Origin of the sequence: Methylobacterium mesophilicum (assembly GCF_022179445.1) — a bacterium.
GTDB lineage: Bacteria > Pseudomonadota > Alphaproteobacteria > Rhizobiales > Beijerinckiaceae > Methylobacterium > Methylobacterium mesophilicum.
Map to the genome: position 1 here is coordinate 108,886 of NZ_BPQU01000011.1, position 22,901 is coordinate 131,786.

Annotated in this window: 19 protein-coding genes; 15 read left to right on the forward strand and 4 right to left on the reverse strand. The window is 70.7% G+C overall.

Annotated features, from left to right (window positions below):
- The first annotated feature begins 281 nt into the window (after positions 1-281).
- From pal to glmM, 6 genes are all read left to right on the forward strand, one after another.
- Positions 282-776 (forward strand): peptidoglycan-associated lipoprotein Pal, encoded by a 495-nt coding sequence (gene pal / locus MFF40_RS13370; RefSeq protein ID WP_147856178.1) that lies wholly within the window; start codon positions 282-284, stop codon positions 774-776.
- Between the two features lie 152 nt (positions 777-928).
- Positions 929-1,933: a tol-pal system protein YbgF gene (ybgF, locus tag MFF40_RS13375; RefSeq protein WP_238260825.1), complete on the forward strand. Its 1,005-nt coding sequence runs from the start codon at positions 929-931 to the stop codon at positions 1,931-1,933.
- Between the two features lie 106 nt (positions 1,934-2,039).
- The gene (gene tilS / locus MFF40_RS13380; RefSeq protein WP_147899547.1) at positions 2,040-3,050 is read left to right on the forward strand and encodes a tRNA lysidine(34) synthetase TilS; all 1,011 of its coding nucleotides are present in this window, start codon (positions 2,040-2,042) and stop codon (positions 3,048-3,050) included.
- Between the two features lie 147 nt (positions 3,051-3,197).
- Positions 3,198-5,120, forward strand: a complete 1,923-nt coding sequence (gene ftsH / locus MFF40_RS13385; protein ID WP_147899548.1) for an ATP-dependent zinc metalloprotease FtsH — start codon at positions 3,198-3,200, stop codon at positions 5,118-5,120.
- Between the two features lie 628 nt (positions 5,121-5,748).
- Positions 5,749-6,495, forward strand: coding sequence for a sulfite exporter TauE/SafE family protein (locus MFF40_RS13390; RefSeq protein ID WP_147899561.1), 747 nt, complete (start codon positions 5,749-5,751; stop codon positions 6,493-6,495).
- A 122-nt stretch (positions 6,496-6,617) separates the two neighbouring features.
- Positions 6,618-7,961 (forward strand): phosphoglucosamine mutase, encoded by a 1,344-nt coding sequence (gene glmM, locus MFF40_RS13395; protein WP_147899562.1) that lies wholly within the window; start codon positions 6,618-6,620, stop codon positions 7,959-7,961.
- A gap of 286 nt (positions 7,962-8,247) precedes the next feature.
- Here glmM and MFF40_RS13400 read toward each other — a convergent pair whose 3' ends face one another.
- Positions 8,248-8,580 carry an MmcQ/YjbR family DNA-binding protein gene (locus MFF40_RS13400; protein WP_147899563.1) on the reverse strand — a complete coding sequence of 111 codons (333 nt, stop codon included), beginning with the start codon at positions 8,578-8,580 and terminating at the stop codon, positions 8,248-8,250.
- 222 nt (positions 8,581-8,802) lie between these two features.
- Between MFF40_RS13400 and MFF40_RS13405 the strand changes: the two genes are divergently transcribed.
- From MFF40_RS13405 to MFF40_RS13415, 3 genes are all read left to right on the forward strand, one after another.
- The gene (locus MFF40_RS13405) at positions 8,803-9,795 is read left to right on the forward strand and encodes an outer membrane protein (RefSeq protein WP_238260827.1); all 993 of its coding nucleotides are present in this window, start codon (positions 8,803-8,805) and stop codon (positions 9,793-9,795) included.
- A gap of 244 nt (positions 9,796-10,039) precedes the next feature.
- Positions 10,040-10,984, forward strand: a complete 945-nt coding sequence (locus MFF40_RS13410; protein ID WP_238260830.1) for an outer membrane protein — start codon at positions 10,040-10,042, stop codon at positions 10,982-10,984.
- Positions 10,985-11,012: 28 nt separating this feature from the next.
- The gene (locus tag MFF40_RS13415; protein ID WP_238260831.1) at positions 11,013-11,267 is read left to right on the forward strand and encodes a hypothetical protein; all 255 of its coding nucleotides are present in this window, start codon (positions 11,013-11,015) and stop codon (positions 11,265-11,267) included.
- 7 nt (positions 11,268-11,274) lie between these two features.
- On the opposite strand, the gene MFF40_RS13420 is transcribed toward MFF40_RS13415, so the two are convergent.
- A complete protein-coding gene (locus MFF40_RS13420) occupies positions 11,275-11,823 on the reverse strand; it encodes an HNH endonuclease (protein WP_007563401.1) in 549 nt (182 codons plus the stop codon).
- A gap of 651 nt (positions 11,824-12,474) precedes the next feature.
- Here MFF40_RS13420 and MFF40_RS13425 point away from each other — a divergent pair.
- Positions 12,475-15,213 carry a DUF3772 domain-containing protein gene (locus tag MFF40_RS13425; RefSeq protein WP_238260832.1) on the forward strand — a complete coding sequence of 913 codons (2,739 nt, stop codon included), beginning with the start codon at positions 12,475-12,477 and terminating at the stop codon, positions 15,211-15,213.
- A gap of 100 nt (positions 15,214-15,313) precedes the next feature.
- Complete coding sequence (locus MFF40_RS13430; protein ID WP_187277773.1) at positions 15,314-15,823, forward strand: CAP domain-containing protein; 510 nt, start codon at positions 15,314-15,316, stop codon at positions 15,821-15,823.
- A 98-nt stretch (positions 15,824-15,921) separates the two neighbouring features.
- On the opposite strand, the gene MFF40_RS13435 is transcribed toward MFF40_RS13430, so the two are convergent.
- Together MFF40_RS13435 and MFF40_RS13440 are read right to left on the reverse strand one after the other, a co-directional pair.
- The gene (locus MFF40_RS13435) at positions 15,922-16,755 is read right to left on the reverse strand and encodes an OmpA/MotB family protein (protein ID WP_147855505.1); all 834 of its coding nucleotides are present in this window, start codon (positions 16,753-16,755) and stop codon (positions 15,922-15,924) included.
- Between the two features lies 1 nt (position 16,756).
- Positions 16,757-17,530 (reverse strand): motility protein A, encoded by a 774-nt coding sequence (locus tag MFF40_RS13440; protein ID WP_147855506.1) that lies wholly within the window; start codon positions 17,528-17,530, stop codon positions 16,757-16,759.
- A 275-nt stretch (positions 17,531-17,805) separates the two neighbouring features.
- On the opposite strand from MFF40_RS13440, the gene MFF40_RS13445 reads away from it, so the two are divergent.
- The 4 genes from MFF40_RS13445 to MFF40_RS13460 all read left to right on the forward strand — a co-directional run bounded on the left by MFF40_RS13445 (position 17,806) and on the right by MFF40_RS13460 (position 22,885).
- Positions 17,806-19,590: a glucan ABC transporter ATP-binding protein/ permease gene (locus MFF40_RS13445; protein WP_147855507.1), complete on the forward strand. Its 1,785-nt coding sequence runs from the start codon at positions 17,806-17,808 to the stop codon at positions 19,588-19,590.
- Between the two features lie 206 nt (positions 19,591-19,796).
- Positions 19,797-20,513 carry a DNA polymerase III subunit epsilon gene (gene dnaQ / locus MFF40_RS13450; RefSeq protein WP_147855508.1) on the forward strand — a complete coding sequence of 239 codons (717 nt, stop codon included), beginning with the start codon at positions 19,797-19,799 and terminating at the stop codon, positions 20,511-20,513.
- A 136-nt stretch (positions 20,514-20,649) separates the two neighbouring features.
- A complete protein-coding gene (locus MFF40_RS13455) occupies positions 20,650-21,918 on the forward strand; it encodes an extracellular catalytic domain type 1 short-chain-length polyhydroxyalkanoate depolymerase (protein WP_378997174.1) in 1,269 nt (422 codons plus the stop codon).
- Between the two features lie 85 nt (positions 21,919-22,003).
- Positions 22,004-22,885 carry a TIGR01459 family HAD-type hydrolase gene (locus MFF40_RS13460; protein WP_147898346.1) on the forward strand — a complete coding sequence of 294 codons (882 nt, stop codon included), beginning with the start codon at positions 22,004-22,006 and terminating at the stop codon, positions 22,883-22,885.
- The last annotated feature ends 16 nt before the right edge of the window (positions 22,886-22,901 follow it).

Below are 22,901 nucleotides of genomic sequence, written 5' to 3' on the forward strand. Positions count from 1 at the left end.
TCCGGCCCTGTTGCATCCGGGCAACCCGCGGGGCGGAAACGCCTCCGCTTGCCCGGTGGCCCCGCCCGATCGCCCTGGCGGTGCCGCAATCCGGGCGCGTCAGCATGGCCCTGCGTGCGGCAGCGCACGCCGCCGACCGAAGCGGGCCCGCAGGACGTTGCGCGGGGCGCGCCGGAACCGTCGCTTAACCATCCGCGCCTATCACCGGCGCTCAGGACGACGCGGACCCGCCTCGAAGACCCGCAGCCGGCCTTCGGCACCGCTCGAGGAGTTGAACGATCATGCCCCAGCGTTTCCGCGCACTCGCCCTCGGCCTCGCTCTCTGCGCCGGCCTCGGGCTCGGCGCCTGCAGCAACGACAAGGACCTCGCCGACGCCTCCGCGTTCGGGGCGGGGGCCGCGACCCCGGGCAGCGCGCAGGACTTCGTCGTCAATATCGGCGACCGGGTCTTCTTCGAATCGGATTCCACCGACCTGACCCCCACCGCCACCGCCACCCTCGACAAGCAGGCCGCCTGGCTGCAGCGCTACCCGCGCTACACCTTCATCATCGAGGGCCATGCCGACGAGCGCGGCACCCGCGAGTACAACTTCTCCCTGGGCGCCCGCCGGGCCCAGTCGGTCAACGACTACATGGCCACCCGGGGCATCGGCGCGAACCGGATGCGCACGGTCTCCTACGGCAAGGAGCGGCCGGTGGCGGTGTGCAACGACATCTCGTGCTGGTCGCAGAACCGCCGCGCGGTGATCGTGCTGGACCGCGGCGCCGGGGCGTAATTCTTCGCGGATCCGACACGCGATCCACGTCCGCCTGCCGGTTCCTTCGAAGAACCGGCAGGCGGTCCCGCGAAGAATTGGCCGCGCCGCAGTTTTGCCGCGGAACGGCGCATCTGATAGGGCCTCGCGCTTCCATCGGACCGCAGCCCATCATGCCCGCCCGCCTTCGCACCCGCCTCGCGCTCACCACGATCCTCGGGGGCCTGCTCCTCGGCCCTCCGGCCGCCGCGCAGGACGCCTCGGAACTGGTGGTGCGCCTGGGGCGCATCGAGAACCAGTCCCGGATCATGTCCGGGCAGATCGAGACCCTCCAGTACGAGAACCGGCAGCTGAAAGAGCAGCTGCGCAAGTTCCAGGAGGATGTCGAGTTCCGCCTGAACGAGGGCAAGGGCGGCAAGGCCGCCCCCTCCTCCCCGTCATCGGGATCGGCCCCGGCGGGCACGGTCAACGGCGGCAATCCGGGGTCCGGCCGTCCGGGCAAGCGCGGCGACGCCTTCGACCCGTCCCAGGCCCCCGGCGCGCCCGGTGCGCCGATGCCGCTCGGCAGCACGCCGGCCTCCCCGCCCCTGCCGGCCCGGGAGGCCGCCGAGGCGGCCCCGGTCCGGCCGCAGGCGCTGCCCCGGGCCGCGATCGAGGACGAGGATCCCGACGCCGAGGGCGCCGCCCCCGGCTACGACGAGCCCGTGGACCTGCGCCCGCCCGCCCGCACCGGCGCGATCCCGGTCCCGGCGCCCCGCCCCGCCGAGAGCGTGGCCGCCACCCGGACCGGCGACCCGGCCGCCGATTACGAGACCGCGGTCGAGCTCTACCGCTCCAAGCAGTACGAGCAGGCCGAGATGGGCCTGCGCCAGTTCATCCAGTCGCATCCCCGCGACAACCGGGTCGCCGGCGCGACCTACTGGCTGGGCGAGAGCTACTTGGCCCGCGGCCGCAACCGCGAGGCGGCCGAGCAGTTCCTGAAGGTCTCCACCGACTATGCCCGCTCGTCGCAGGCTCCGGACGCGATGCTGAAGCTCGGCGTTACGCTCAACGCCCTGGGCGCCCGCGAGCAGGCCTGCGCGACGCTGGCCGAGCTGGACCGGAAATTCCCCAATGCCGGCTCCGGCGTCCGCCAGGGCGTCGCCCGGGAGCAGAAGCGCGCCCGCTGCGCGGCCTGACCGGGGATCCCAAAGGGCTAGTCCTTTGGCGGGGTTCGGGGGTGGAGCCCCCGAGAGACCAGGGCTCTGCCCTGGACCCGCAAAAGGTCGGGGACCTTTTGAATCCATGACCGGACAGTCGGACGATCCGGTCCTCCGCGCCCTCGCGCCCTGGCTTGGTCGGCCCGAGCGCGGCGTGCTGCTCGCCGTCTCGGGGGGGCCCGATTCGAGCGCGCTGATGCACGCCGCCGCGGCGCTCGGCGCGGCCGTGCGGGTCGCCACCGTCGATCACGGCCTGCGCCCGGATTCCGGCCCGGAGGCCGAGGGCGTCGGGCGGGCGGCCCGGGCGCTCGGCCTGCCGCACGCGGTGCTGGCCTGGGCTGGCTCGAAGCCCGGCACCGGCTTGCAGGACGCGGCCCGGGCCGCCCGCTATCGGCTGCTGGCCGCCCATGCCGAGGCGATCGGCGCCGGCCTCGTGCTCACGGGCCACACGCAGGACGATCAGGCCGAGACCGTGCTGATGCGGCTCGCCGCCGGCAGCGGACCGGCCGGGCTTGCCGGCATGCGGGCCGAACGAGCGCTCGCCCCCGGCCTCACCCTCGGGCGGCCGTTCCTGGCCCTGCCGAAGGCGATACTGGTGGCGTGGTGTGCGGCCCGGGACATCCCGCATGTCCGCGACCCGGCCAACGCCGATCCGCGCTTCGCCCGGGGCCGCCTGCGCGCGAGCTGGGCCGCTCTGGAGCGGGAGGGCCTGAGCCCGGCGCGGCTCGCGCGCCTCGCCGAACGGGCCGCCCGGGACGACGACGCCCTCCGGGCCGCGGCCGCGCAGGCCTTCGCGGCGGTTTTGCTGCCGGCAAAGAATACCGACGCCGCGGCGCTGCGCCTCGACGGCGCCGTGCTGGCGGCCCTGCCGGAGGCCATCGCCCTGCGCTGCCTCGACGCGGCCCTGACCCGGGTGGGCGCCGCGCCGCGCCGGCTGGAGCGCCTGGAATCCCTTGTCTTCGAGGCCGTGCTGCCGGCCCTGCGCCGCCGGGAGCCGATCCGCCGCACCCTGGCGGGGATTTTGGTCGCAACCGATTCCGCCGGCACGGTGAGTCTGGCGCCGGCCCCGCTGCGCCGGCACAAGACCGCCGTTTGACGGATAGATGCTGCCCTCGCCGCAGGGGGGACCGGCTTACTTGGCAAGGAAGGCCCCCCCGCCTACATTGGCGAGGTGTGCACGGATGGACCGGCAAAGCCGCGCGAGGTGTCCGTCTAGGGGGCCGCACGCACCAAGGATTGATCGATGAACCCGAATTTTCGCAACTTTGCCTTGTGGGTCGTCATCTTCCTGCTGGTGCTGGCCCTCGTCACGCTGTTCCAGAACCCGGGTCACCGGGGCGGCGGCAGCGAGATTGCCTACAGCCAGCTCCTCAACGATGCCGATGCCGGCAAGATCCAGTCGGTGGTGATCTCCGGGCAGGACGTGTCCGGCACCTATGTCGGGGGCGGCAACTTCACCAGCTACGCGCCCAACGACCCGAGCCTGGTCTCCAAGCTCCAGGGCAAGGGCGTGACGATCACCGCCCGTCCGCCGTCGGACAACACCCCCTGGTTCATCCAGCTGCTCGTGAGCTGGCTGCCGATCCTCGTCTTCATCGGCGCCTGGATCTTCCTCAGCCGCCAGATGCAGTCCGGCGCCGGCCGCGCCATGGGCTTCGGCAAGTCGAAGGCCAAGCTCCTGAACGAGGCCCACGGGCGCGTCTCCTTCGATGACGTCGCCGGCGTCGAGGAGGCCAAGGAAGACCTCCAGGAGATCGTGGAATTCCTCCGCGACCCCCAGAAATTCCAGCGGCTCGGCGGCCGGATCCCCCGCGGCGTGCTGCTCGTCGGCCCGCCCGGCACCGGTAAGACCCTGATCGCCCGGGCGGTCGCGGGCGAGGCCAACGTGCCGTTCTTTACCATCTCGGGCTCCGACTTCGTCGAGATGTTCGTGGGCGTTGGCGCCAGCCGCGTGCGCGACATGTTCGAGCAGGCCAAGAAGAACGCGCCCTGCATCATCTTCATCGACGAGATCGACGCGGTCGGCCGTCATCGCGGTGCTGGCCTCGGCGGCGGCAACGACGAGCGCGAGCAGACCCTGAACCAGCTCCTCGTGGAGATGGACGGGTTCGAGGCCAACGAGGGTGTCATCATCATCGCGGCGACCAACCGCCCCGACGTGCTCGACCCGGCGCTGCTGCGCCCGGGCCGGTTCGACCGCCAGATCATGGTGCCGAACCCGGACGTCACCGGCCGCGAGCGCATCCTGCGGGTCCACGTCCGCAAGGTGCCGCTGGCTCCCGATGTCGATCTCAAGGTGATCGCCCGCGGCACCCCCGGCTTCTCGGGCGCCGACCTGATGAACCTCGTCAACGAGTCGGCCCTGCTGGCGGCCCGTCGCGGCAAGCGCATCGTCACGATGCATGAGTTCGAGGACGCCAAGGACAAGGTCATGATGGGCGCCGAGCGGCGCACCCTGGTGATGACCGAGGACGAGAAGCGGCTCACCGCCTATCACGAGGGCGGCCACGCCATCGTGGCGTTCAACGTTCCGGCCACCGACCCGGTGCACAAGGCGACCATCATCCCGCGCGGCCGGGCGCTGGGCATGGTCATGCAGCTGCCCGAGCGCGACAAGCTCTCCATGAGCTTCGAGCAGATGACCTCGCGGCTGGCGATTATGATGGGCGGCCGCATCGCCGAGGAGATGACCTTCGGCCGGGACAAGGTGACCTCGGGCGCCCAGTCGGACATCGAGCAGGCGACCCGGCTCGCCAAGATGATGGTGACCCGCTGGGGCTTCTCGCCCGAGCTCGGCACCGTGGCGTACGGCGAGAACAACGACGAGGTCTTCCTCGGCATGTCGATGGGCCGGCAGCAATCGGTCTCGGAATCGACCGCCCAGAAGATCGACGCAGAGGTCCGCCGCCTGGTCGAGACCGGCCTCGAGGAGGCCCGGCGCATCCTGGCCGAGCACAAGGACGACCTGGAGGCGCTCGCTCAGGGGCTGCTGGAATACGAGACGCTCTCGGGCGACGAGATCCGCAACCTGCTGAAGGGCCAGCCCCCGATCCGCGACGGCGGCGACGTGCCCCCGACCCCGGCCCGGGGCTCCTCGGTCCCCTCCGCGGGCCGCGGCCGCCCGAAGGAGAGCGACGGCGGCTTGGAGCCTCAGCCGCAGGCTTGAGCCGGACAGATGGGATGAGAGGGGCGCCGCGAGGCGCCCTTTTTTGTTGGGTTTTTGGTTCTGAGCCTCCTGCCGAATAGGCGCTGCGGCCACGTGCGCATCCCCCTCCCCCCTTTGCGGGGGAGGGTGGTCCCTGAGTCAGCAGGGGTCGGGAGGGGGGAACCCGGCTTCCGAATGCAGAGCAGGCGTGAAGGCCGCAGCCCTATCCTGCACCGTCGCTCCCCTCTCCCGGCCCCCTTCGGGGGCCACCCTCCCCCGCAGAGGGGGGAGGGAGACGCGCGTGCGTCTAGCCCTCAGACTCATTCAGCAGCGATGTTTCACACATCGGCTTGCGAAAGCCGCCACGCGCCCCCTCTCCCGTGCGGGAGAGGGTTGGGGTGAGGGACCAGGTCTTTCCGGAAAACGCGCATCCCTCACCCTGTCCCTCTCCCGCACGGGAGAGGGGACCCGCGCCACATCCGAGAATGTGTGAATCCGATAGGCAGAGGGTGGGCGCGTCCTGCCTCGCCCCCCATGACAATCCGCCCCGCCTGTCCGGGAACATCCCCCGCAAGCTCGGCCGGAGGCTCGGATCCGGGCAGCGAATCGGAAAGACCGGGGACGGGAATCTTTCCGAGCCGCGTACCTGATGGCGTTGTCCGTTTATCTCGTCGTCGGCCTCGGGGCCGCGGTCGCCGGGTTCGTGCAGGGGCTGTCGGGCTTCGCCTTCGGGCTCGTGGCCCTGTCGTTCTGGGCCTGGGTGATCGATCCGCAGCTCGCCGCCGTCCTGGCCGTCGCCGGGTCGCTCACCGGGCAGATCGTCGCCGCCGTCACGGTGCGGCGCGGCTTCGACCGGGCCCGCCTCGCCCCGTTCGTGCTGGGCGGGCTCGCCGGCATTCCGCTGGGCGTGCTGCTGCTGCCGCAGCTCAATGCGGACTGGTTCAAGGTGGTGCTCGGCACCCTGCTGGTGCTGTGGTGCCCGGCCATGCTGCTCGCCAAGGACCTGCCGCGGATCACCGTGGGCGGGCGGCTGGCGGATGCCGTCGTCGGCCTGAGCGGCGGCCTGCTCGGCGGGCTCGGCGGCTTCACCGGCACGCTGCCGACCCTGTGGTGCGTGCTGCGCGGCTACGAGCGCGACGTCCAGCGCACGATCATCCAGAACTTCAACCTGACCATGCTGGCCGTGACCATGCTGGTCTATCTCGGCTCGGGCCTCGTCACCCGCACGGCGCTGCCGATGCTGGCCGTGGTGCTGCCCGCCATGCTGATCCCGGTCCTGCTGGGCACCCGGGTCTATGTCGGCCTGAGCGAGACGGCCTTCCGCCGGGTTGTGCTCGGCCTACTGACGGTCTCCGGCGTGACGCTGCTGGCGGCGGCGCTCCCGCGGGTGCTGTAAGGCGACGCCGCATTTCGACCGTGTTTGTCGGGGAGCACCCGGGGCAATCCAATCTGCTAAGGTCTGTCGCGCTACTCTGTCGCCGCGTTGGCCGGACGAGAGGCCCGGCACCGGAGATCGTGATGGCGCGCAAGTATTTTGGAACCGACGGCATCCGGGGCCGGGCCAACGGGGTGATCACCCCGGAACTCGCCCTCAAGGTCGGCCAGGCGGCGGGCCTGGTGTTCCAGCGCGGCGACCACCGCCACCGGGTGGTGATCGGCAAGGACACCCGCCTTTCCGGTTACATGATCGAGACCGCCCTGGTGGCGGGCTTCACCTCGGTGGGCATGGACGTGCTGCTGCTCGGCCCGGTGCCGACCCCCGCGGTGGCGATGCTGACCCGCTCGATGCGGGCCGATATCGGGGTGATGATCTCGGCCTCGCACAACGCCTTCGAGGATAACGGCATCAAGCTGTTCGGGCCCGACGGGTTCAAGCTCAACGACACGATCGAGCATGAGATCGAGGAGCTGATCGATGCCGAGCTGCATACCAGGCTGGCCGGTTCCGCCGACCTCGGCCGGGCCAAGCGGATCGAGAGCGTGCATGCCCGCTACATCGAATTCGCCAAGCGCACCCTGCCCCGGCACGTGACCCTCGACGGCCTGCGGGTGGTGGTCGATTGCGCCAACGGCGCCGCCTACCGGGTCGCCCCCGAGACCCTGTGGGAGCTCGGCGCCGAGGTGATCGCCATCGGGACCGAGCCGGACGGGTTCAACATCAACCGGGATGTCGGCTCCACCGCCCCGGCCGCCCTGGTCGCCAAGGTGCGCGAGCGCCGGGCCGATATCGGCATCGCGCTGGACGGCGACGCCGACCGGGTGCTGATCGTCGACGAGAAGGGCCACGTGGTCGACGGCGACCAGCTGATGGCGGTGGTCGCGCGCTCCTGGCAGGAGGACGAGCGGCTCACCCAGCCGGGGCTGGTAGCCACCATCATGTCCAATCTCGGCCTGGAGCGGTATCTCGGCGGCCTCGGCCTGTCGCTCGCCCGCACCGCGGTCGGCGACCGCTACGTGCTCGAGCACATGCGCGAGCACGGCTACAACCTCGGCGGCGAGCAATCCGGCCACATCATCATGTCGGACTACACCACCACGGGCGACGGCCTGGTGGCGGCCCTGCAGATCCTGAGCGTGGTGCAGCGCCAGGGCCGGCCGGTGAGCGAGGTCTGCCACTGCTTCGACCCGCTGCCGCAGATCCTCAAGAACGTCCGCTACCGGGCCGGCGAGCCGCTGAGCCAGGACAGCGTCGTCAGCGCGATCGCCCAGGCCCGCGCCCGGCTGGGGAATGGCGGCCGCCTGGTGATCCGCCCCTCCGGCACCGAGCCGGTGATCCGCGTGATGGCCGAGGGCGACGACCGCGGCTTGGTCAACGAGGTGGTCGACGAGGTGGTCGAGGCGGTGACCAAGGTCGCGGCCTAAGATCCGGGGTCCCAAAGGGACTGCGGCCCGGCCCTTTCAAGGTGTTGGGCTGAGAGCCAGGACATGGCGTCGAGCCGGCCTGCACGGTCCTTTTCCCGGGCGCATGCAGCGCCAGCGGAATGCGACCCGGGACCCAGCACACGACGGCGCGAAGCGTCCGTCCGATCGACCTGTGCCGCTGGCGCGGCGCTTCGTGTGCTGGGTCCCGGATCAGGTTCCGCTTCGCTTCACCTGTCCGGGAAAAGGCGCGCGTGATCTGCTCAGGAGCGCTGATTCCACGAGGTGCTCACGCGTAGGCGGCGCGCAGCACGGCCGGTGCGGTGGTCCGCCAAGCCGCCAGCAGGGCGGCGCGCAGGGATTCCTCCTCGCAGAGATCGAGGTCGAGATTGGTCCAGCCGCGCCGGCCCCAGGCGCCGTCGAGCGGCGTGAACAGGTCCGGCTCGGCCTCGCACAGTTCGGCCTGGTCCACGGGGGCCAAGCGCAGCACCACCCGGGCCTCCTCGACCCACAGGGTCGCGAACACCCGGCCGCCGACCCGGAAATCCGGGTTGCCGCGATGGACGCCCGCCACCGTCTCCGGCAGCATCAGCGCCAGGATGCGCACGTCCTCGGGCAGCACCGGCTCAGCCCGGCCCACGGGCGGGCGTCGTCGTGATCGTGCGGAATGGTGCAGCCAAGACTAGCAAATCCGTCCCTGGGTTGCAGGTTTGCGGCCCGTAAGCAGCCGGCAAGGCTAACATTTAACGTTAAGCCGGATTTAAGACGTTCGATCCATCCTTCGCCTCGTCATCAGAGCCGGCATGCCAAGCCTCCGGCACACGAGCCCAGTGAAGGAATCTCCATGGCCCGCTCCAAGCTGAACGCTTTGGTGCGCAGCCTGACGCTCGCGGCGAGCGTCGGCGCGCCCTGCCTGGCCGCTGCCGCGGACCTGCTGCCCCCGCCTCCGCCGCCCCCCCCCCCGCCCCCGATCGAGGTCGGCGGCGGCTGGTACCTGCGCGGCGACGTCGGCGCGAGTGTCTACACGCGGCCGCGATACAGCGAGGCCTACGATTACACCGGCTATCCGGACGCCAACCGCTCGTTCGGCAACGAGATCGGCGGCGGCGGGTTCGCGGGCGTCGGCGTCGGCTACCAGTTCACCCCGTTCCTGCGCGGCGACGTGACTGGCGAGTACCGTTACTCCACCGGCCTGCGCGGCAGCGAGTATTACAAGGGCCCCGAGTTCGACAACGGCCTCGGCTCCTACGGGGTCAACAAGTCGACCAGCAGCTTCGATTCCGCGGTGGTGCTGGCCAACGCGTATTTCGACCTCGGCACCTGGTACGGCATCACGCCGTTCATCGGCGGCGGCGTCGGCTACGCCTTCAACCACGTCTCGGGCTATTCGACGAACCAGCAATTCACCAGCCCGACCTACGCCTACGATTACGGCAACCCGATCTACGACTGCAAGTGCGGGCAGGCGTACTACAACTACGCGCCGGTCTACGACAACAACGGCAACCCGGTGTACAACACCAACAGCGGCAGCAAGTTCTACAAGAGCAAGACCAGCGGCAGCTTCGCCTGGGCGCTGCATGCCGGTCTCGCCTACGACGTCAGCGACGCCCTGAAGATCGAGGTGGCCTACCGCTACCTCAACCTCGGCAAGGCCGAGACCGGCGCCGGCTTCGTGCCGTGCTGCACCGAGGCCCTGCGCCCGATCAAGATGAAGGACATCGAGGCGCACGACGTGAAGATCGGCCTGCGCTACTACCTCGGCGGCCTGGTCGCGGCGCCCCTGCCGCCGCTGATGCCGGAGCCGATCCCCGGCCCGCTGGTCCGCAAGTACTGATTTTTTCTCCGACTCTCTGACCACCGACGGCGCGGATCTCCTCCGCGCCGTTTTTTTCGTTTTGCGGCCGGGCTTCGGTGGATGCACAGAGCAGACTTGGGCCGTCGGATAGTTCTTACCAGGCCGCGACGATCGAATCGGGATATCGGAAAGGATCCCAAAATAACGGACGCTTAAGGTTACCCATCTATCACTGCATCGAGGCCCGAGCCGCCGTCCGTCTCGCAGTTCCAGGACGATCCCGATGCGCACCGTCACCCTGCCGCTGCTGGCGATCCTCGGCCTCTGCGGCGCGAGCACCGCCCGGGCCGCCGACCTGGACTACGATTACCTGCGCGGCGCCGATTACGATCCGGCCCCGGCTGCGGTGCTCGACTGGAGCGGCGTGTATGTCGGCGGCCATGGCGGGTATACGTCGGGCGGCCTGGCGCAGCGCGATGCCCTGCAATCGACCCTCGCGCAATATTTCAGCTACCGCGATGTCGAGAGCGAGTTCGGCGTCTCGAAGTTTCTGTCGCTGCCCGGGACCCGCGCGAAGAGCGCCAGCTTCGGTGCGTTTGCCGGCTTCAACGTCCAATTCGACGAGATCGTCCTCGGTATCGAGGCGGACTACACGCACGCGGACATGAACAGCTGGTCGACCAACGGCATCAACCGGATCATGACGACGGCCGCGGGCAATTCCGAATCGGTCGGCCTCTCCGGCACGTCGAACACGCGGATCGACGATTACGGCAGCATCCGGGCCCGGGCCGGCTACGCCTTCGGCAACCTGCTGCCCTACGTGACCGGAGGCCTCGCGGTCGGCCGGGTCACGATCAACGACACCGTCGCGGTCCAGAACTACGGCTACGGCGCCACGACCTATGCGGCCAACCAAGCCCTGACCACGGGCCTGCCGGCGGCCGTCTACAATCACGGCTATGCCAGCTTCAACCAGAACTTCCCGCTGAACCGCTCGACCCCGGCCGGACAGGGCGCCCAGACCATTCCGTACGGCCCGACCACGTTGGTGGCGAACGCCAAGACCAAGACGATCGGCGGCGTGGCCCTCGGGTTCGGCCTCGAATACGCGATCACGCCCAACATCCTGCTGCGGGGCGAGTATCAGTACGTGTTGTTCCAGAGCTTCAACGGGCATCGCGCCGAGCTGAACACCATCCGCGGCGGCGCCGCCCTCAAGTTCTGATCGCCCCGATACCGGCCGGAGACCGACCATGACAGCGCCTTGCTCCGCCCGGCGGCCGACGCGCGCTCTGGCCATGCTCGCGACCGTACTGCTCGCCGTCCCCGCCCCGGCCTCGGCCTGGCCCGAGGACCGCGGCTTCGCTCCGCCCCGCCTCCGGCGCGTCGTCCGCGTGCGGCCCGACCTGGTGGCGGTGCCGCCGCCCGTGATCGTCCGGGGCTACCTGCCGCGCAACCACAACGTCCCGATGTACAACGAGCCGCCCCGCCGCGGGCCGGCTTGGTGATCCCGCCTCAGCTCTCCAGTTCGCTGTCCCAGTACAGGTAGTCGAGCCAGGTGTGGTGGTACTGGCGGTGGTCGAACTCGGGCTGCCGGTGGTGCAACTCGTAGCGGGTCGGCCGGCGTGGCTCGGTGGCGAGGGGCATGTCGGCCTCCTGCGGGGTGCGGTTGGCCTTGCGCAGGTTGCAGGGCGAGCAGGCCGCCACGACGTTCTCCCAGCTCGACAGGCCGCCCCGGGAGCGCGGCACCACGTGGTCGAAGGTCAGGCCGCCCGAGGGCAACCGCAACCCGCAATACTGGCAGCTGAAGCCGTCGCGCAGGTAGATGTTGTAGCGGGTGAAGGCCGGGCTGCGGGCCAGCGTCACGTAGTTCTTCAGCGCCACCACGCTCGGCACCCGCAGCGCCCGCGAGGGCGAGCGCGCCTCGACGTCGTAGCTCGCCACCAGGGTGACGCGATCGAGGAACAGGGCCGTGAAGGCGTCCTTCCACGACCACAGGGACAGCGGATTGTACGAGAGCGGCCGATAATCCGCGTTCAGGACGAGGGTTTGGAGATCCATCATCGGCGCGACTCTTCAGACTATCTCTGACGCGTGTAACGCGCGGGAACGCGCCAGCGCCCCGCCGGCCCGTCCGACGCGGCCACGGGCCGGCGCAGGACGGGCCGGCGGACGGGGCGTCGGCTCGGCGGGAGAGGCGGAAGGAGCAACAGGGCGGCGGGCCGGCGCGCGAAGGCGCCAGTCGGTGCGGTAGCAACCGGAACGCGGCCGGGCCGGACCGGCGTGGGAGCCGGCCGAACCCTTTCGCGTGACGACGAAAAGGCCCTGTCCATACGGTGTTCATCTAATCCCACCGTGACACCCTTGTGAAGCTTTTCCCGCAGGGTCCCGGGGACGCACCCACAGCAGGCCCCGAAGGTTGCCTTGAAGCTTGCCGCGGGGAAGGCCGATCGGCCCGAGGGTGGGCAGGGGCACGGTTTGGCCCTATTGCTCGCCCACAGCGCTCGGCCGCGTGAGTCGGGCCCGGCCGCGCCGCCGTCGGGCCCGGACCCTCGCGGCTTCGATATCCTGCGCTCGCCGACGCCGAACCGATGTCCCCTCCGGCGGCGGGCGCTCCAAGTGGCCCGCAAGCGGCCCGCGCGGTTCCCGACGACCGCCGGTCCGCCGATGCCGGGTCCCGAACGCGCGCCCGGCGCGCCCGACGAGAGGTAGCCCATGATCCGCACGCTGGTGCGCTCCCGGAAGCCGAACGGCGCACCGCGCCCCCCCGTCGTGCTGGCCCTCCTGGCCGCGCTGATGCTGGGGATCCCGGCGGCCGCGCCGCCGGCCGCGGCGCAGGGCGGGATCCCCGCCGGACAGGCCGCGGAGGGCAAGCCTGCCGAAGCCAAGCCTGCCGAAGCCAAACCTGCCGATACAAAGGGGGGCGAGGCCAAACCTGCGGATGCCAAAGGGGCGGACGGCAAGGGGACGGACGGGAAGCCCGCTGCGCAGAAGCCCGCCGCGCCCCAGCCCCAGATGTCCGAGCCGCTCAAGGCGGTCCGGGCCCAGCTCGACGCCGCCAAGGCCGAGCTCGAGGCCCGCGAGAAGCAACTGGGGCATCCCGACCTGACCCCGACGGACCTGGCTGCGATCCGCGACAGCGCCGCGACCGTCACCGAGGAGATCCGCGCGCTGATCACCCGGCTCGACACGCCGCTCGAGGCGGCGCGCGAGCGGCTGACCCAGCTCGGCCCGAAGCCCAAGGACACCCCGGAGAGTCCGGACGTCGCCGAGCAGCGGGTGGAGCGCGAAGCCGCCGTCGCCCGCATCGACGAGACCCAGCGCCTCGCCCGCTCCCTGCAGGTGCAGGGCGACCAGATCGTCGACCGGGTCTCGAACCGCCGGCGCGAATCGTTCACCCGCGACCTGTTCCAGCGCTCGCAGCCCCTGGTCGGGCCGGGCCTCTGGAGCAAGGTCATGGCCGACGTGCCGCGGGACACGCGCTCCCTGCAGAGCGCCGTATCGGATATCGGGCTGCTGTTCTCCCGCAACGGCAGCATCGGCAACCTGCTGTTCCTGGGGCTCGCCTTCGGGATCTCGATCGCGCTGTATTTCGGGCGGCGCAACATCGCCCCCCGGGCGGCCCGGCGGGACGCCGCCACCGCCGAGCCGTCGCGGCGCGCGACCCTGCTGGCCGCCTGGCGGGTGATCCTGCTCGGCACCGTGCCGGCGGTGGCGGGCTCCTACGCGGTGTATTACGCGCTCGACGCCACCAACCTGCTGCCCTCCCGGCTGCTGCCGGTGGCCGCCGCGATCCTGGGCGGCCTCGCCTTCATCGCCTTCGTGGAGGCCCTGTGCGACGGGCTGCTCAGCCCCGACAAGCCGGCCTGGCGCCCCGCCCCGGTCGGGGACGCGGCGGCCACCCGGCTGACCCGGCTGGCGGTGGGCATCGCCACGGTGCTGACCGTGGTGAAATCCGTGGAGGCCTTGAATTCCGGGATCTCGGCGGCCTTGCCGATCTCGATCGCGACCCGGGGCCTCGGCGCCGTGGCCACGGCGCTGATCCTGGCGGTGGGCCTGCACCGGTTCGCCGACACCGATCAGGAAGAGGAGGCCTGCTTCGGCCCCTACGTGCCGACCAAGACCACCACGGGCATCGGCGGCCCGGCCCGGCTGCTCGGCTGGGCCGCGGTGGGGCTGATCGGGCTCGGTGCGCTGGTGGGCTACGTCGCCTTCGCGGCCTTCCTGATCGATCAGCTGATCTGGGCCGCGAGCGTCCTGGTGCTGCTCTACCTGCTGGTCCAGAGCGTCGACACGTTCATCGGCCGGGCGCTCACCGACGAGACCCGGCTGGCCACCGCGCTCCAGGCCAACACCGGCCTGCGCAAGCGCTCGCTGAACCAGATCTCGGTGCTGGCGACCGGGGCCGCCCGGGTGGTGCTGATCCTGGTGGCGGCGCTCTTGGTGCTGGCGCCCTGGGGGCTCGATTCCACCGACATCGTCTCGTCGATCCGCCAGGCCTTCTTCGGCTTCAAGGTCGGGGACGTGACGATCTCGCTGTCGAGCATCGCGTTCGGCATCGGCATCCTGGTGCTCGGCGTGTTCGTCACCCGGGCGGTGCAGCGCTGGCTCGAGCTGACCTACCTGCCGGCCACCGACCTGGACGCCGGCCTGCGCAACTCGATCACCACGATCGCGGGCTATTGCGGCTTCCTGCTCGCCCTGGCGCTCGCCTTCTCGTATCTCGGCCTGAGCCTGGAGAAGCTGACCATCGTGGCCGGCGCCCTCTCGGTGGGTATCGGTTTCGGCCTGCAATCGATCGTCAACAACTTCGTCTCCGGCCTGCTGCTGCTCTGGGAGCGCCCGATCCGGGTCGGCGACCAGGTGGTGATCGGCGATTCGGAGGGCATCGTGAAGCGCATCTCGGTGCGCTCCACCGAGATCCAGACCTTCGACCGCTCGTCCGTGATCGTGCCGAACTCGAACCTGATCTCCGGGGTGGTCAAGAACCGAGTGCGGGGCGACCGCTCCGGCCGGGTCAGCATCACGGTGAGCGTCCTGCGCAACCAGGATCCGGTGCGGGCCGCCGAGCTGATCGTCGGCTGCGCGCAGGGCCATGCCGACGTGCTGAAGGACCCCGTCCCCCGGGTGGTGTTCAAGAAGATCGGCGACCCGTTCCTGGAGTTCGAGCTCCTGGTCTGGATCGTGGACGTCAGCCTGGGCCAGAAGGTCCAGACCGACCTGAACTACGCGGTGTTCGCGACCCTCTCGGGGGCGGGCTTCATCCCGCCGCTCGGCCCCGGCGCCAGCATCGTGACCGTGCAGGGCTTCGAGGCGATGCAGGCCGCCATGGGCGAGATCGCGAGCCGGTTCGGGCCGGGCGCACCGGCCTCCGACGCCCAAGAGGTCAAGGAATCCGGGGCATCGCCCCCCCAGCCGCAGCGCGACCGCGGCCTCCGCAGCGCCGGAGGGTGAGGACGGGCGGCCCGCGCGGCGGAGACGGTCGCGCAATCGCTCCGCGCTCCCTATATCGCCCGAGCGTCCGAGCCGGATGCGGAAGCGTGGATCTGGAAACGTGGGCGGACGCAACCTGAGACGAGGCCTGCTCGCGGCGGCCGGCATCCCGGCGCTGGCACTGCTCGGCGCCTGCGCCACCGACGTGCAGACCACCGCGGCGCTGCCGAGCATCTACCTGCCGCTGGCCAGCCAGACCGCCCATGTCGACACCGACGCCGCCCGGGACATGATCTCGTCCTATCGCCGCAACCGCGGCGCCGGCCCGCTGACGGTGGATCCCGAGCTGCAGCGACTGGCCGAGGCCGAGGTGGCCGCCATGGCGCTCGCCGACCGGCCGAGCCGGGCGCAGACCGTGAAGTCCGCGGTCGGGCGGCTCGGCTTCTCCGAGGTGAACGCCAACCTGTCGGCCGGCTACCACACCCTGGCCGAAGCCTTCTCGGGCTGGCGCGAGAGCCCCCCGCACGACGCCACGATGCTCGACCCCCGGGCGACACGGATGGGGATCGCCACAGCCTACGCGCCGGGCTCGAAATACAAGGTCTACTGGGCGCTGCTCACCGCCAAGTAGCGTACGGTGCCAGCTGAAAGACAGGTTCGCAGGGCCCTGCCCTGCACCCGCAAAAGGTCGCGGACCTTTTGAAACCCTGACTGTCCGCGATGGATCGCCTACGGCAGCCCCTTCAGGTTCGGCACCGGGGGCGCCTCCTTCATCAGCGTCACCGTCACCCGGCGGTTGGCCGCGAGATAGGGGTTGTCGGGGAACATCGGCTCGGTGTCGGCCTTGCCGGAGACCGAGGCGAACCGGTCGTCCTGCAGTCCGGCGCCGGCCAGGATCTCCCGCACGCTGAGCGCCCGGCCGGCCGACAGCTCCCAGGGCGGCGCCGGCGGGCGCTGGCCCGGCCGTTCGGTGGCGGTGAAGCCCGTGACGGCGATGCGGTTCGGCATCTGCCGCAGGGTCGGGGCGAGCGTCTCGAGCAGGCGCCGGGTGCGCTCGTTCGGGCGGGTCGAGCCGTCCGGGAACATCGAGCGCCCGTCCTGGTCGACGATCGACAGGTCGAGGCCCTGCTCGGACCGGACGATCACCACGTTCTTCGACAGCTCGGCGATGTCCGGCATGTCCTGCAGCGCCTGCCGCAGGGAGGCCGCCGCGAGGCCGAAATTGTCCGGCTCGCCGGTCTCGGTCAGGCCGAATTCGCTGCTCTGGTCGCGCCGGGGCGGCGTGGTCCGGTCCGTGGCTTTGTCCGGCGGGATGGAGCGCAGGTACTTCACGTGGTCGGCCGCCGGCAGGCCCTCGGATTCGAGGATGCCGGCGAACTTCGAGTCCTTGTTCACCCCGAAGGCGTCGCGCATCGAGCCGGCGACCACCTGCATCTTCTTCTGGTCCTGCGTCGAATAGGCCGCGACCATCACGAAGAAGCTCATCAGGAGCGCCATCAGGTCGGCGAAGGTCACGAACCAGCCGTGGCCGCCATGCGCGCCGCCGCGCTTCCGTCTGGTCATATCAGACGGCCGGTTCCATCAGCGCTTCGCGATGGTTGTGCGGCAGGTAGGCGATCAGCATCTCGCGCACCAGCGTCGGGCTCTTCTGGTCGCGGATCATCAGGATGCCGTCGATGATCAGCGAGCGGGAGACGTCCTCCTCCTCGAGCTTCACGTGCAGCTTGTCGGCGAGCGGCAGGGTGACCAGGTTGGCGATCACGGCGCCGTAGAGCGTGGCCAGCAGCGCGGTCGCCATGGCGGGCCCGAGCTTCGAGGGGTCGGACATGTTGGCGAACATCGCCACCATGCCGAGGATCGTGCCGATCATGCCCCAGGCCGGGGCGCAGTCGCCGTAGGCCCGGTAGACCTTCGAGCCCTCGTCGAGATGCATCAGGAAGTTGTCGCGGTCGCGCTCCATCGTGTGGCGGATGAAGTCCCGGTCGTAGCCGTCGGCGATGTAGCGCGCGCCCTGGGCCAGGAACGGGTCGGAGATCTCCATGTTCTCCAGCGCGATCGGGCCGGACTTGCGGACCACGTCGGCGATCTTGGTGATCTCCTCGATCAATTCCTGCGGCTTCACCGAGCGCATCATGAAGGCGTAGCGCAGGCCCATCGGCAGGCCGTGCACGATCACCGAGAACGGGAAGCGGATCATCGTGGCCGCGGTGGCGCCGCCGAACACCACCACCGCCGCGTGCTCCGACGCGTAGGCGCCGAAATGGCCGCCATCGAGCAGGATCAGCCCAACCACGACGCCGAGGCCCGAAAGCAGGCCGAGTGCGGTTGCGAGATCCATGGCCCTGGGCGCCCGATGCAAAATCGTAAAGAAGCCGCCCCGGCTTTGGCTTGCGGCCGGGTTATTCACAGCGTTAGGAAATCTTGCTGAACGAACCGTAAAGGCGGACGCTTCGACCCTGTATAGGGCCGTCATCGCCCGTTCAGGCGGGCCCGGGCATAAGCCGTGTCGTGCGAGGGGTTTGGCGACGGAATCGGCGATGGCCGCCCGCCGCACGGACCTTAAGAAGTGGCGCGAGACCCGGATACACGGGCCGCGTCGGGGGTGGCGGAGCGGTGGCGATGGTTCGTCTGTACGGGCGGGTCCTGGGTTTCCTGAAGGCGGATCGGCGGCTGGCCATCGGCTTGGCGGCCACCAACGTCGTGCTGGCGGTGGCGGCCTTCGCCGAACCGCTGCTGATGGGCCGGATCATCGATCAGCTGACCCACCTCAAGCGCGGCGGCAACGCCATGGCCACGATGCTGCCCCTGCTGGCGGCCTGGGTGGCGTTCGGCTTCTTCACCATCGCGGCGGGCGTGTTCATCGCGCTCCACGCCGACCGGCTGGCCCACCGCAACCGCCTGTCGTCGATGGCGAGCTACTTCGAGCACGTCCTCGACCTGCCGCTGGCCTTCCACTCGGCCAACCATTCCGGCCGGGTCCTGAAGGCGATGCTGGAGGGCACCAACGGCATGGCCTGGCTGTGGCTCGGCTTCTTCCGCGACCACCTCGTCGCCCTGGTCTCGCTGGTCGTGCTCCTGCCGATGACCCTGTTCATCAACTGGCAGCTCGGCTCGATCTTGGTGGTGCTGATGCTCGCCTTCACGGCGCTGACCACCTTCGTGATGCGCCGGACCGAGACGCTCCAGGGCCAGGTCGAGGAATTCAATTCCGGCCTCGCCGCCCACGCCTCGGACGCGCTCGGCAACGTCGCGGTGATCCAGTCCTTCACCCGCGCCAAGGCCGAGAAGGACGCGATGCGCGGCATCATCACCAACCTGCTCGCCGCGCAGATCCCGGTCCTGTCCTGGTGGGCGCTCGCCAACGTGGCGACCCGCGCCTCGGCGACCATCACCATGACGGCGATCTTCGTCACCGGCATCTGGCTGTACCAGGCCGGCACCACCACGGTGGGCGAGGTCGTGGCCTTCATGAGCCTGGCCACCGCCTTCGTGGCGCGGCTCGACCATGTGGTCGGCTTCGTTAACGGATTGTTCCAGCAGGCGCCCAAGATCGCGGAGTTCTTCGAGATCTACGACACCGTGCCGGCCGTGGCCGACCGCCCCCATGCCCGGCAGGTCGCCCGGTTCGAGGGCGAGGTCACCTTCGACGACGTCGCCTTCTCGTATGACGGCCGGCGCAAGGCGCTGGACGGCGTCTCGTTCTCGGCCCGCCCGGGCGAGACCGTGGCGCTGGTCGGCACCACCGGCTCGGGCAAGTCGACGACGCTGGGCCTCCTGCACCGCAGCTTCGATCCGTCCTCCGGGGCGATCCGCATCGACGGCCTCGACGTGCGCGACATCGGCCTCTCGTCCCTGCGCCACAATATCGGCGTGGTGTTCCAGGAGCCGATGCTGTTCGCCCGCTCGATCCGCGAGAACCTGCAGGTCGGCTGCCCCGACGCCACCGATGCCGAGATGCTCGACGCCCTCGATCGGGCCCAGGCCGGCGCCTTCATGGCGCGCCAGCAGGACGGGCTCGACACGGTGATCGGCGAGCGCGGCCGGTCGCTGTCCGGCGGCGAGCGTCAGCGGCTCTCGATCGCCCGGGCGCTCCTGAAGAACCCGCCGATCCTGATCCTCGACGAGGCGACCTCGGCGCTGGACGCCGCCACCGAGCGCAAGCTCCAGGGCGCCCTGGAGGCCGTCATGGAGGGGCGCACCACCTTCGTGATCGCCCACCGGCTCGCCACGATCCGGGACGCCGACCGCATCCTGGTGTTCCACGAAGGCCGGATCGTCGAGGCCGGCACGTTCGACGCGCTGGTCGCCCAGAACGGCCGCTTCGCCGAACTCGCCCGGGCCCAGTTCATGGCGGCCGAGGCCGACGAGGACGAGGGGCGGCTGGCCCTGGCGGCCTGAAGCGCCGATCCATGGGTTTCCAAAGGGCTCAGCCCTTTGGCGGGTGATCAGGGCGGCGCCCTGATGGGACAGCACCCCGTGCTCCGTCCTGGATCCACAGAAGGTCTCGACCCTTCGCATCCATGATTGTTCAACGATCGACGCTAGAGTGTCTCGGGAGCGGTCGCCCGGGGGGCGGCCGTCCCGACCATGCGAGTCCCAAAAAAATGCTGCGTGAGATCGTCCTCGACACCGAGACCACCGGCACCGAGGCGCGGAACGGCGACCGGCTGATCGAGATCGGCGCGGTCGAGCTGTTCAACCACATCCCCACGGGCCGGACCTTCCACCGCTACTGCAACCCGCAGCGGGCGGTCTCCGAGGGGGCGTTCAACGTCCACGGGCTGTCGGACGCGTTCCTGTCGGACAAGCCGGTCTTCGCCGACATCGTCGGCGAGCTGCAGGCCTTCCTGGCCGACGGGCGCCTGGTCATCCACAACGCGCCGTTCGACGTCGGCTTCCTCAACATGGAATATGCCCGGCTCGGGACGAACGCGCCGCCGCCGATCCAGCTGGACGACGTGGTCGACACCCTGCCGATGGCCCGGCGCAAGCACCCGGGCGCGGCCAACAACCTCGACGCCCTGTGCAACCGCTACGGCATCGACACCAGCCGGCGCACCAAGCACGGGGCGCTCCTCGACGCGCAGATCCTGGCGGAGGTCTATGTCGAGTTGCTCGGCGGCAAGCAGACCAGCCTCGGGCTCCTGGATGCCCAGACCGGCCCGGCGGTCCGGACCGTCGTCCAGGCGGCTCCGGCGGCCCCGAGGCCGTACCGGAGCCGCCTTACGGATGAGGAGCGGGCGAGGCACGACAGCTTCCGCGCGAGCCTCGGTGCGGCGCCGATCTGGGCCGAGTATATCGGCGCCGACGACCCGGCCTGACCGGCCTTGCCGCATCGCACATCGGCCTCTATTGCATCGCACCATAGGCCGACCCGCGGGCCATCCCGGCCGCGACACGGACGCTGATGTGACCAAGCGCGCACCCATCATGGATCCCTTCGGCAAGCTGAAGGCTATGCAGGACGGCGCCCGCGATCGGGCCACGCATTCGCCCTTCGCCGACATGATCGAGGCCACCCGCCTGACCAGCCTCGGCCGCCTGGACGAGGCAACCGCCCTGATCCAGCGCAGCTTTGGCGGCTACGCGGCCCCGCCGCCGCCGGAGGAGCCCCCGCAGCAGCCCCCGGATGCATCGAGCGCGCCCCCCGGGCATGCCGGGACGGAGGCTTCGGCCCCGGCGCGGCGCGCGGCCGGCACCGAGCTCGCCCGCAACTCCATCTCCGATCCCGCGCTGCGGGTCCGCAACGCGGTCAGCAAGGTCGTGCGCGGGCTCGCGCCGGTGCTGAAGGGGTTCGGGCAGCCGCGTCGCGGACCCGCGCGGCCGCCGGCGCCCCGAAAGCCGGCACCCCGCAAGCCGCCGGCCGAGAGCCGGTTCGTCGGCCTCAGCCATGCCGAGCCGGCCGGCAGCCGCGACTACAAGCTGTTCATCCCGGGCAATCCGGCCGAGCCGGCGCCGCTGATCGTGATGCTGCACGGCTGCATGCAGAACCCGGACGATTTCGCCGCCGGCACCGGCATGAACGTGCTGGCCGAGCGCGCCGGCATCTTCGTCGCCTATCCGGGCCAGAGCCGGCAGGCCCATGTCCAGCGCTGCTGGAACTGGTACGAGCCGCGCGACCAGCGCCGGGAATCCGGCGAGGCCGCGATCATCGCGGGGCTCACCCGGGCCGTGATGGCGGACCACGCGATCGACCCGGCCCGCGTCTACATCGCCGGCATGTCCGCGGGCGGCGCGGCCGCCCTGAACATCGCCCGGGCTTATCCGGACCTCTACGCCGCCGTGGGGGTGCATTCGGGCCTGGCCGCGGGCTGTGCCCGGGATCTCGGCTCGGCGCTGATGGCCATGCAGGTCGGCGCGCCCGGCCTCGGCACCGCGGCGTCCTTCGGCGCCGCGCCCGTCGGGCAGCGCATCCCCACCATCGTGTTCCACGGCGAGGACGACGGCACCGTCAGCGTGCGCAACGCCGACCAGGTTCTGGCCCAGGCCAACGTCGCCGGCCTGACCGCCCGCTCCGAGACCTTCGAGGATCGCGGCCATCCCTTCACCCGCACGCGCTTCCGGGACGAGGCCGGCCGGGTCGTGGTCGAGGATTGGCGGGTCCGCGGCGCCGGCCATGCGTGGTCGGGCGGCCGCCCCGAGGGCAGCTACACCGATGCCGACGGGCCCGACGCGTCGCGGGCGATGCTCGACTTCTTCGCCGAGCACCGGCTCGGGCCGCGGTAACTCTCGCTCGCCCGGAGGCTTGCAGGGCGCGGCCCTGGACCCGCAAAAGGTCCCGGACCTTTCGAAACCGTGACCGGACCCCTCCATGACCGCACCGATCCCGACCCTCGACGGCCTCGCGCAGGTGGCGGAGCGCTACGATCTGCTCCTCTGCGACGTCTGGGGCGTGCTGCATGACGGCCAGAAGGCCCATGTCCCGGCCGGCGAGGCGCTGATCCGGTACCGCGGCCTGCCGGGGGCGCGGCCGCGCCGGGTGATCCTGGTCTCGAACGCGCCGCGGCCCGGGGACGGCGTCGGCCGGATCCTCGACCGGTTCGGCGTGCCGCGCGAAGCCTACGACGCGATCCTGACCTCGGGGGACCTCACCCGCGGGCTGATCGCCGAGCGCCCGGGCGCTCGGATCCGGCATCTCGGGCCCGAGCGCGACCTCGGCATCTTCCAGGGCCTCGACCTCAGCCTCGTCCCGGAGGTGGAGGCCGACCTCGTGGTCTGCACCGGCCTGTTCGACGACCGCAGCGAGACCGCGGACGATTACCGCGACGAACTCATGCGCCTGGCGGCCCGGGGGCTGACCCTGATCTGCGCCAATCCCGACCTCGTGGTCGAGAGCGGCAACCGGCTGATCCCCTGCGCGGGCCTGCTCGCGGCGGCCTATGCCGAACTCGGCGGCGCCGTCATCTACGCCGGCAAGCCCCACCGCCCGGTCTACGAGGCGGCGCTCGCCAAGGCCGCCGACCTCGCGGGCGCGCCGGTGGACCCGGGCCGCGTGATGGCGATCGGCGACGCGATCCGCACCGACATCGCCGGCGCCCGGGGCTTCGGCATCGCCAGCCTGCTGGTGGCCCGCGGCATCCACGCGGAGGAACTCGGCGTCTCGGCCGAACACCACCGCCTCGGCGACGTCGCCGAATGGCTCGGGCGCCAGGCCGTGCATCCGGACGCGGTGATCGAGCGGCTGGTCTGGTAGCGCCTCGCCGCCGGCC

Excerpts from the sequence above, each read along its gene's own strand:
- MFF40_RS13405 (WP_238260827.1), top strand. The coding sequence starts at position 8,803 with ATGGCCCGCTCCAAGCTGAACGCTTTGGTGCGCAGCCTGACGCTCGCG.
- tilS (WP_147899547.1), top strand. The coding sequence starts at position 2,040 with ATGACCGGACAGTCGGACGATCCGGTCCTCCGCGCCCTCGCGCCCTGG.
- MFF40_RS13435 (WP_147855505.1), bottom strand. The coding sequence starts at position 16,755 with ATGACCAGACGGAAGCGCGGCGGCGCGCATGGCGGCCACGGCTGGTTC.
- MFF40_RS13410 (WP_238260830.1), top strand. The coding sequence starts at position 10,040 with ATGCGCACCGTCACCCTGCCGCTGCTGGCGATCCTCGGCCTCTGCGGC.
- MFF40_RS13420 (WP_007563401.1), bottom strand. The coding sequence starts at position 11,823 with ATGATGGATCTCCAAACCCTCGTCCTGAACGCGGATTATCGGCCGCTC.
- pal (WP_147856178.1), top strand. The coding sequence starts at position 282 with ATGCCCCAGCGTTTCCGCGCACTCGCCCTCGGCCTCGCTCTCTGCGCC.
- MFF40_RS13425 (WP_238260832.1), top strand. The coding sequence starts at position 12,475 with ATGATCCGCACGCTGGTGCGCTCCCGGAAGCCGAACGGCGCACCGCGC.
- MFF40_RS13460 (WP_147898346.1), top strand. The coding sequence starts at position 22,004 with ATGACCGCACCGATCCCGACCCTCGACGGCCTCGCGCAGGTGGCGGAG.
- dnaQ (WP_147855508.1), top strand. The coding sequence starts at position 19,797 with ATGCTGCGTGAGATCGTCCTCGACACCGAGACCACCGGCACCGAGGCG.
- ybgF (WP_238260825.1), top strand. The coding sequence starts at position 929 with ATGCCCGCCCGCCTTCGCACCCGCCTCGCGCTCACCACGATCCTCGGG.
- ftsH (WP_147899548.1), top strand. The coding sequence starts at position 3,198 with ATGAACCCGAATTTTCGCAACTTTGCCTTGTGGGTCGTCATCTTCCTG.
- MFF40_RS13455 (WP_378997174.1), top strand. The coding sequence starts at position 20,650 with ATGCAGGACGGCGCCCGCGATCGGGCCACGCATTCGCCCTTCGCCGAC.
- glmM (WP_147899562.1), top strand. The coding sequence starts at position 6,618 with ATGGCGCGCAAGTATTTTGGAACCGACGGCATCCGGGGCCGGGCCAAC.
- MFF40_RS13415 (WP_238260831.1), top strand. The coding sequence starts at position 11,013 with ATGACAGCGCCTTGCTCCGCCCGGCGGCCGACGCGCGCTCTGGCCATG.
- MFF40_RS13440 (WP_147855506.1), bottom strand. The coding sequence starts at position 17,530 with ATGGATCTCGCAACCGCACTCGGCCTGCTTTCGGGCCTCGGCGTCGTG.
- MFF40_RS13390 (WP_147899561.1), top strand. The coding sequence starts at position 5,749 with ATGGCGTTGTCCGTTTATCTCGTCGTCGGCCTCGGGGCCGCGGTCGCC.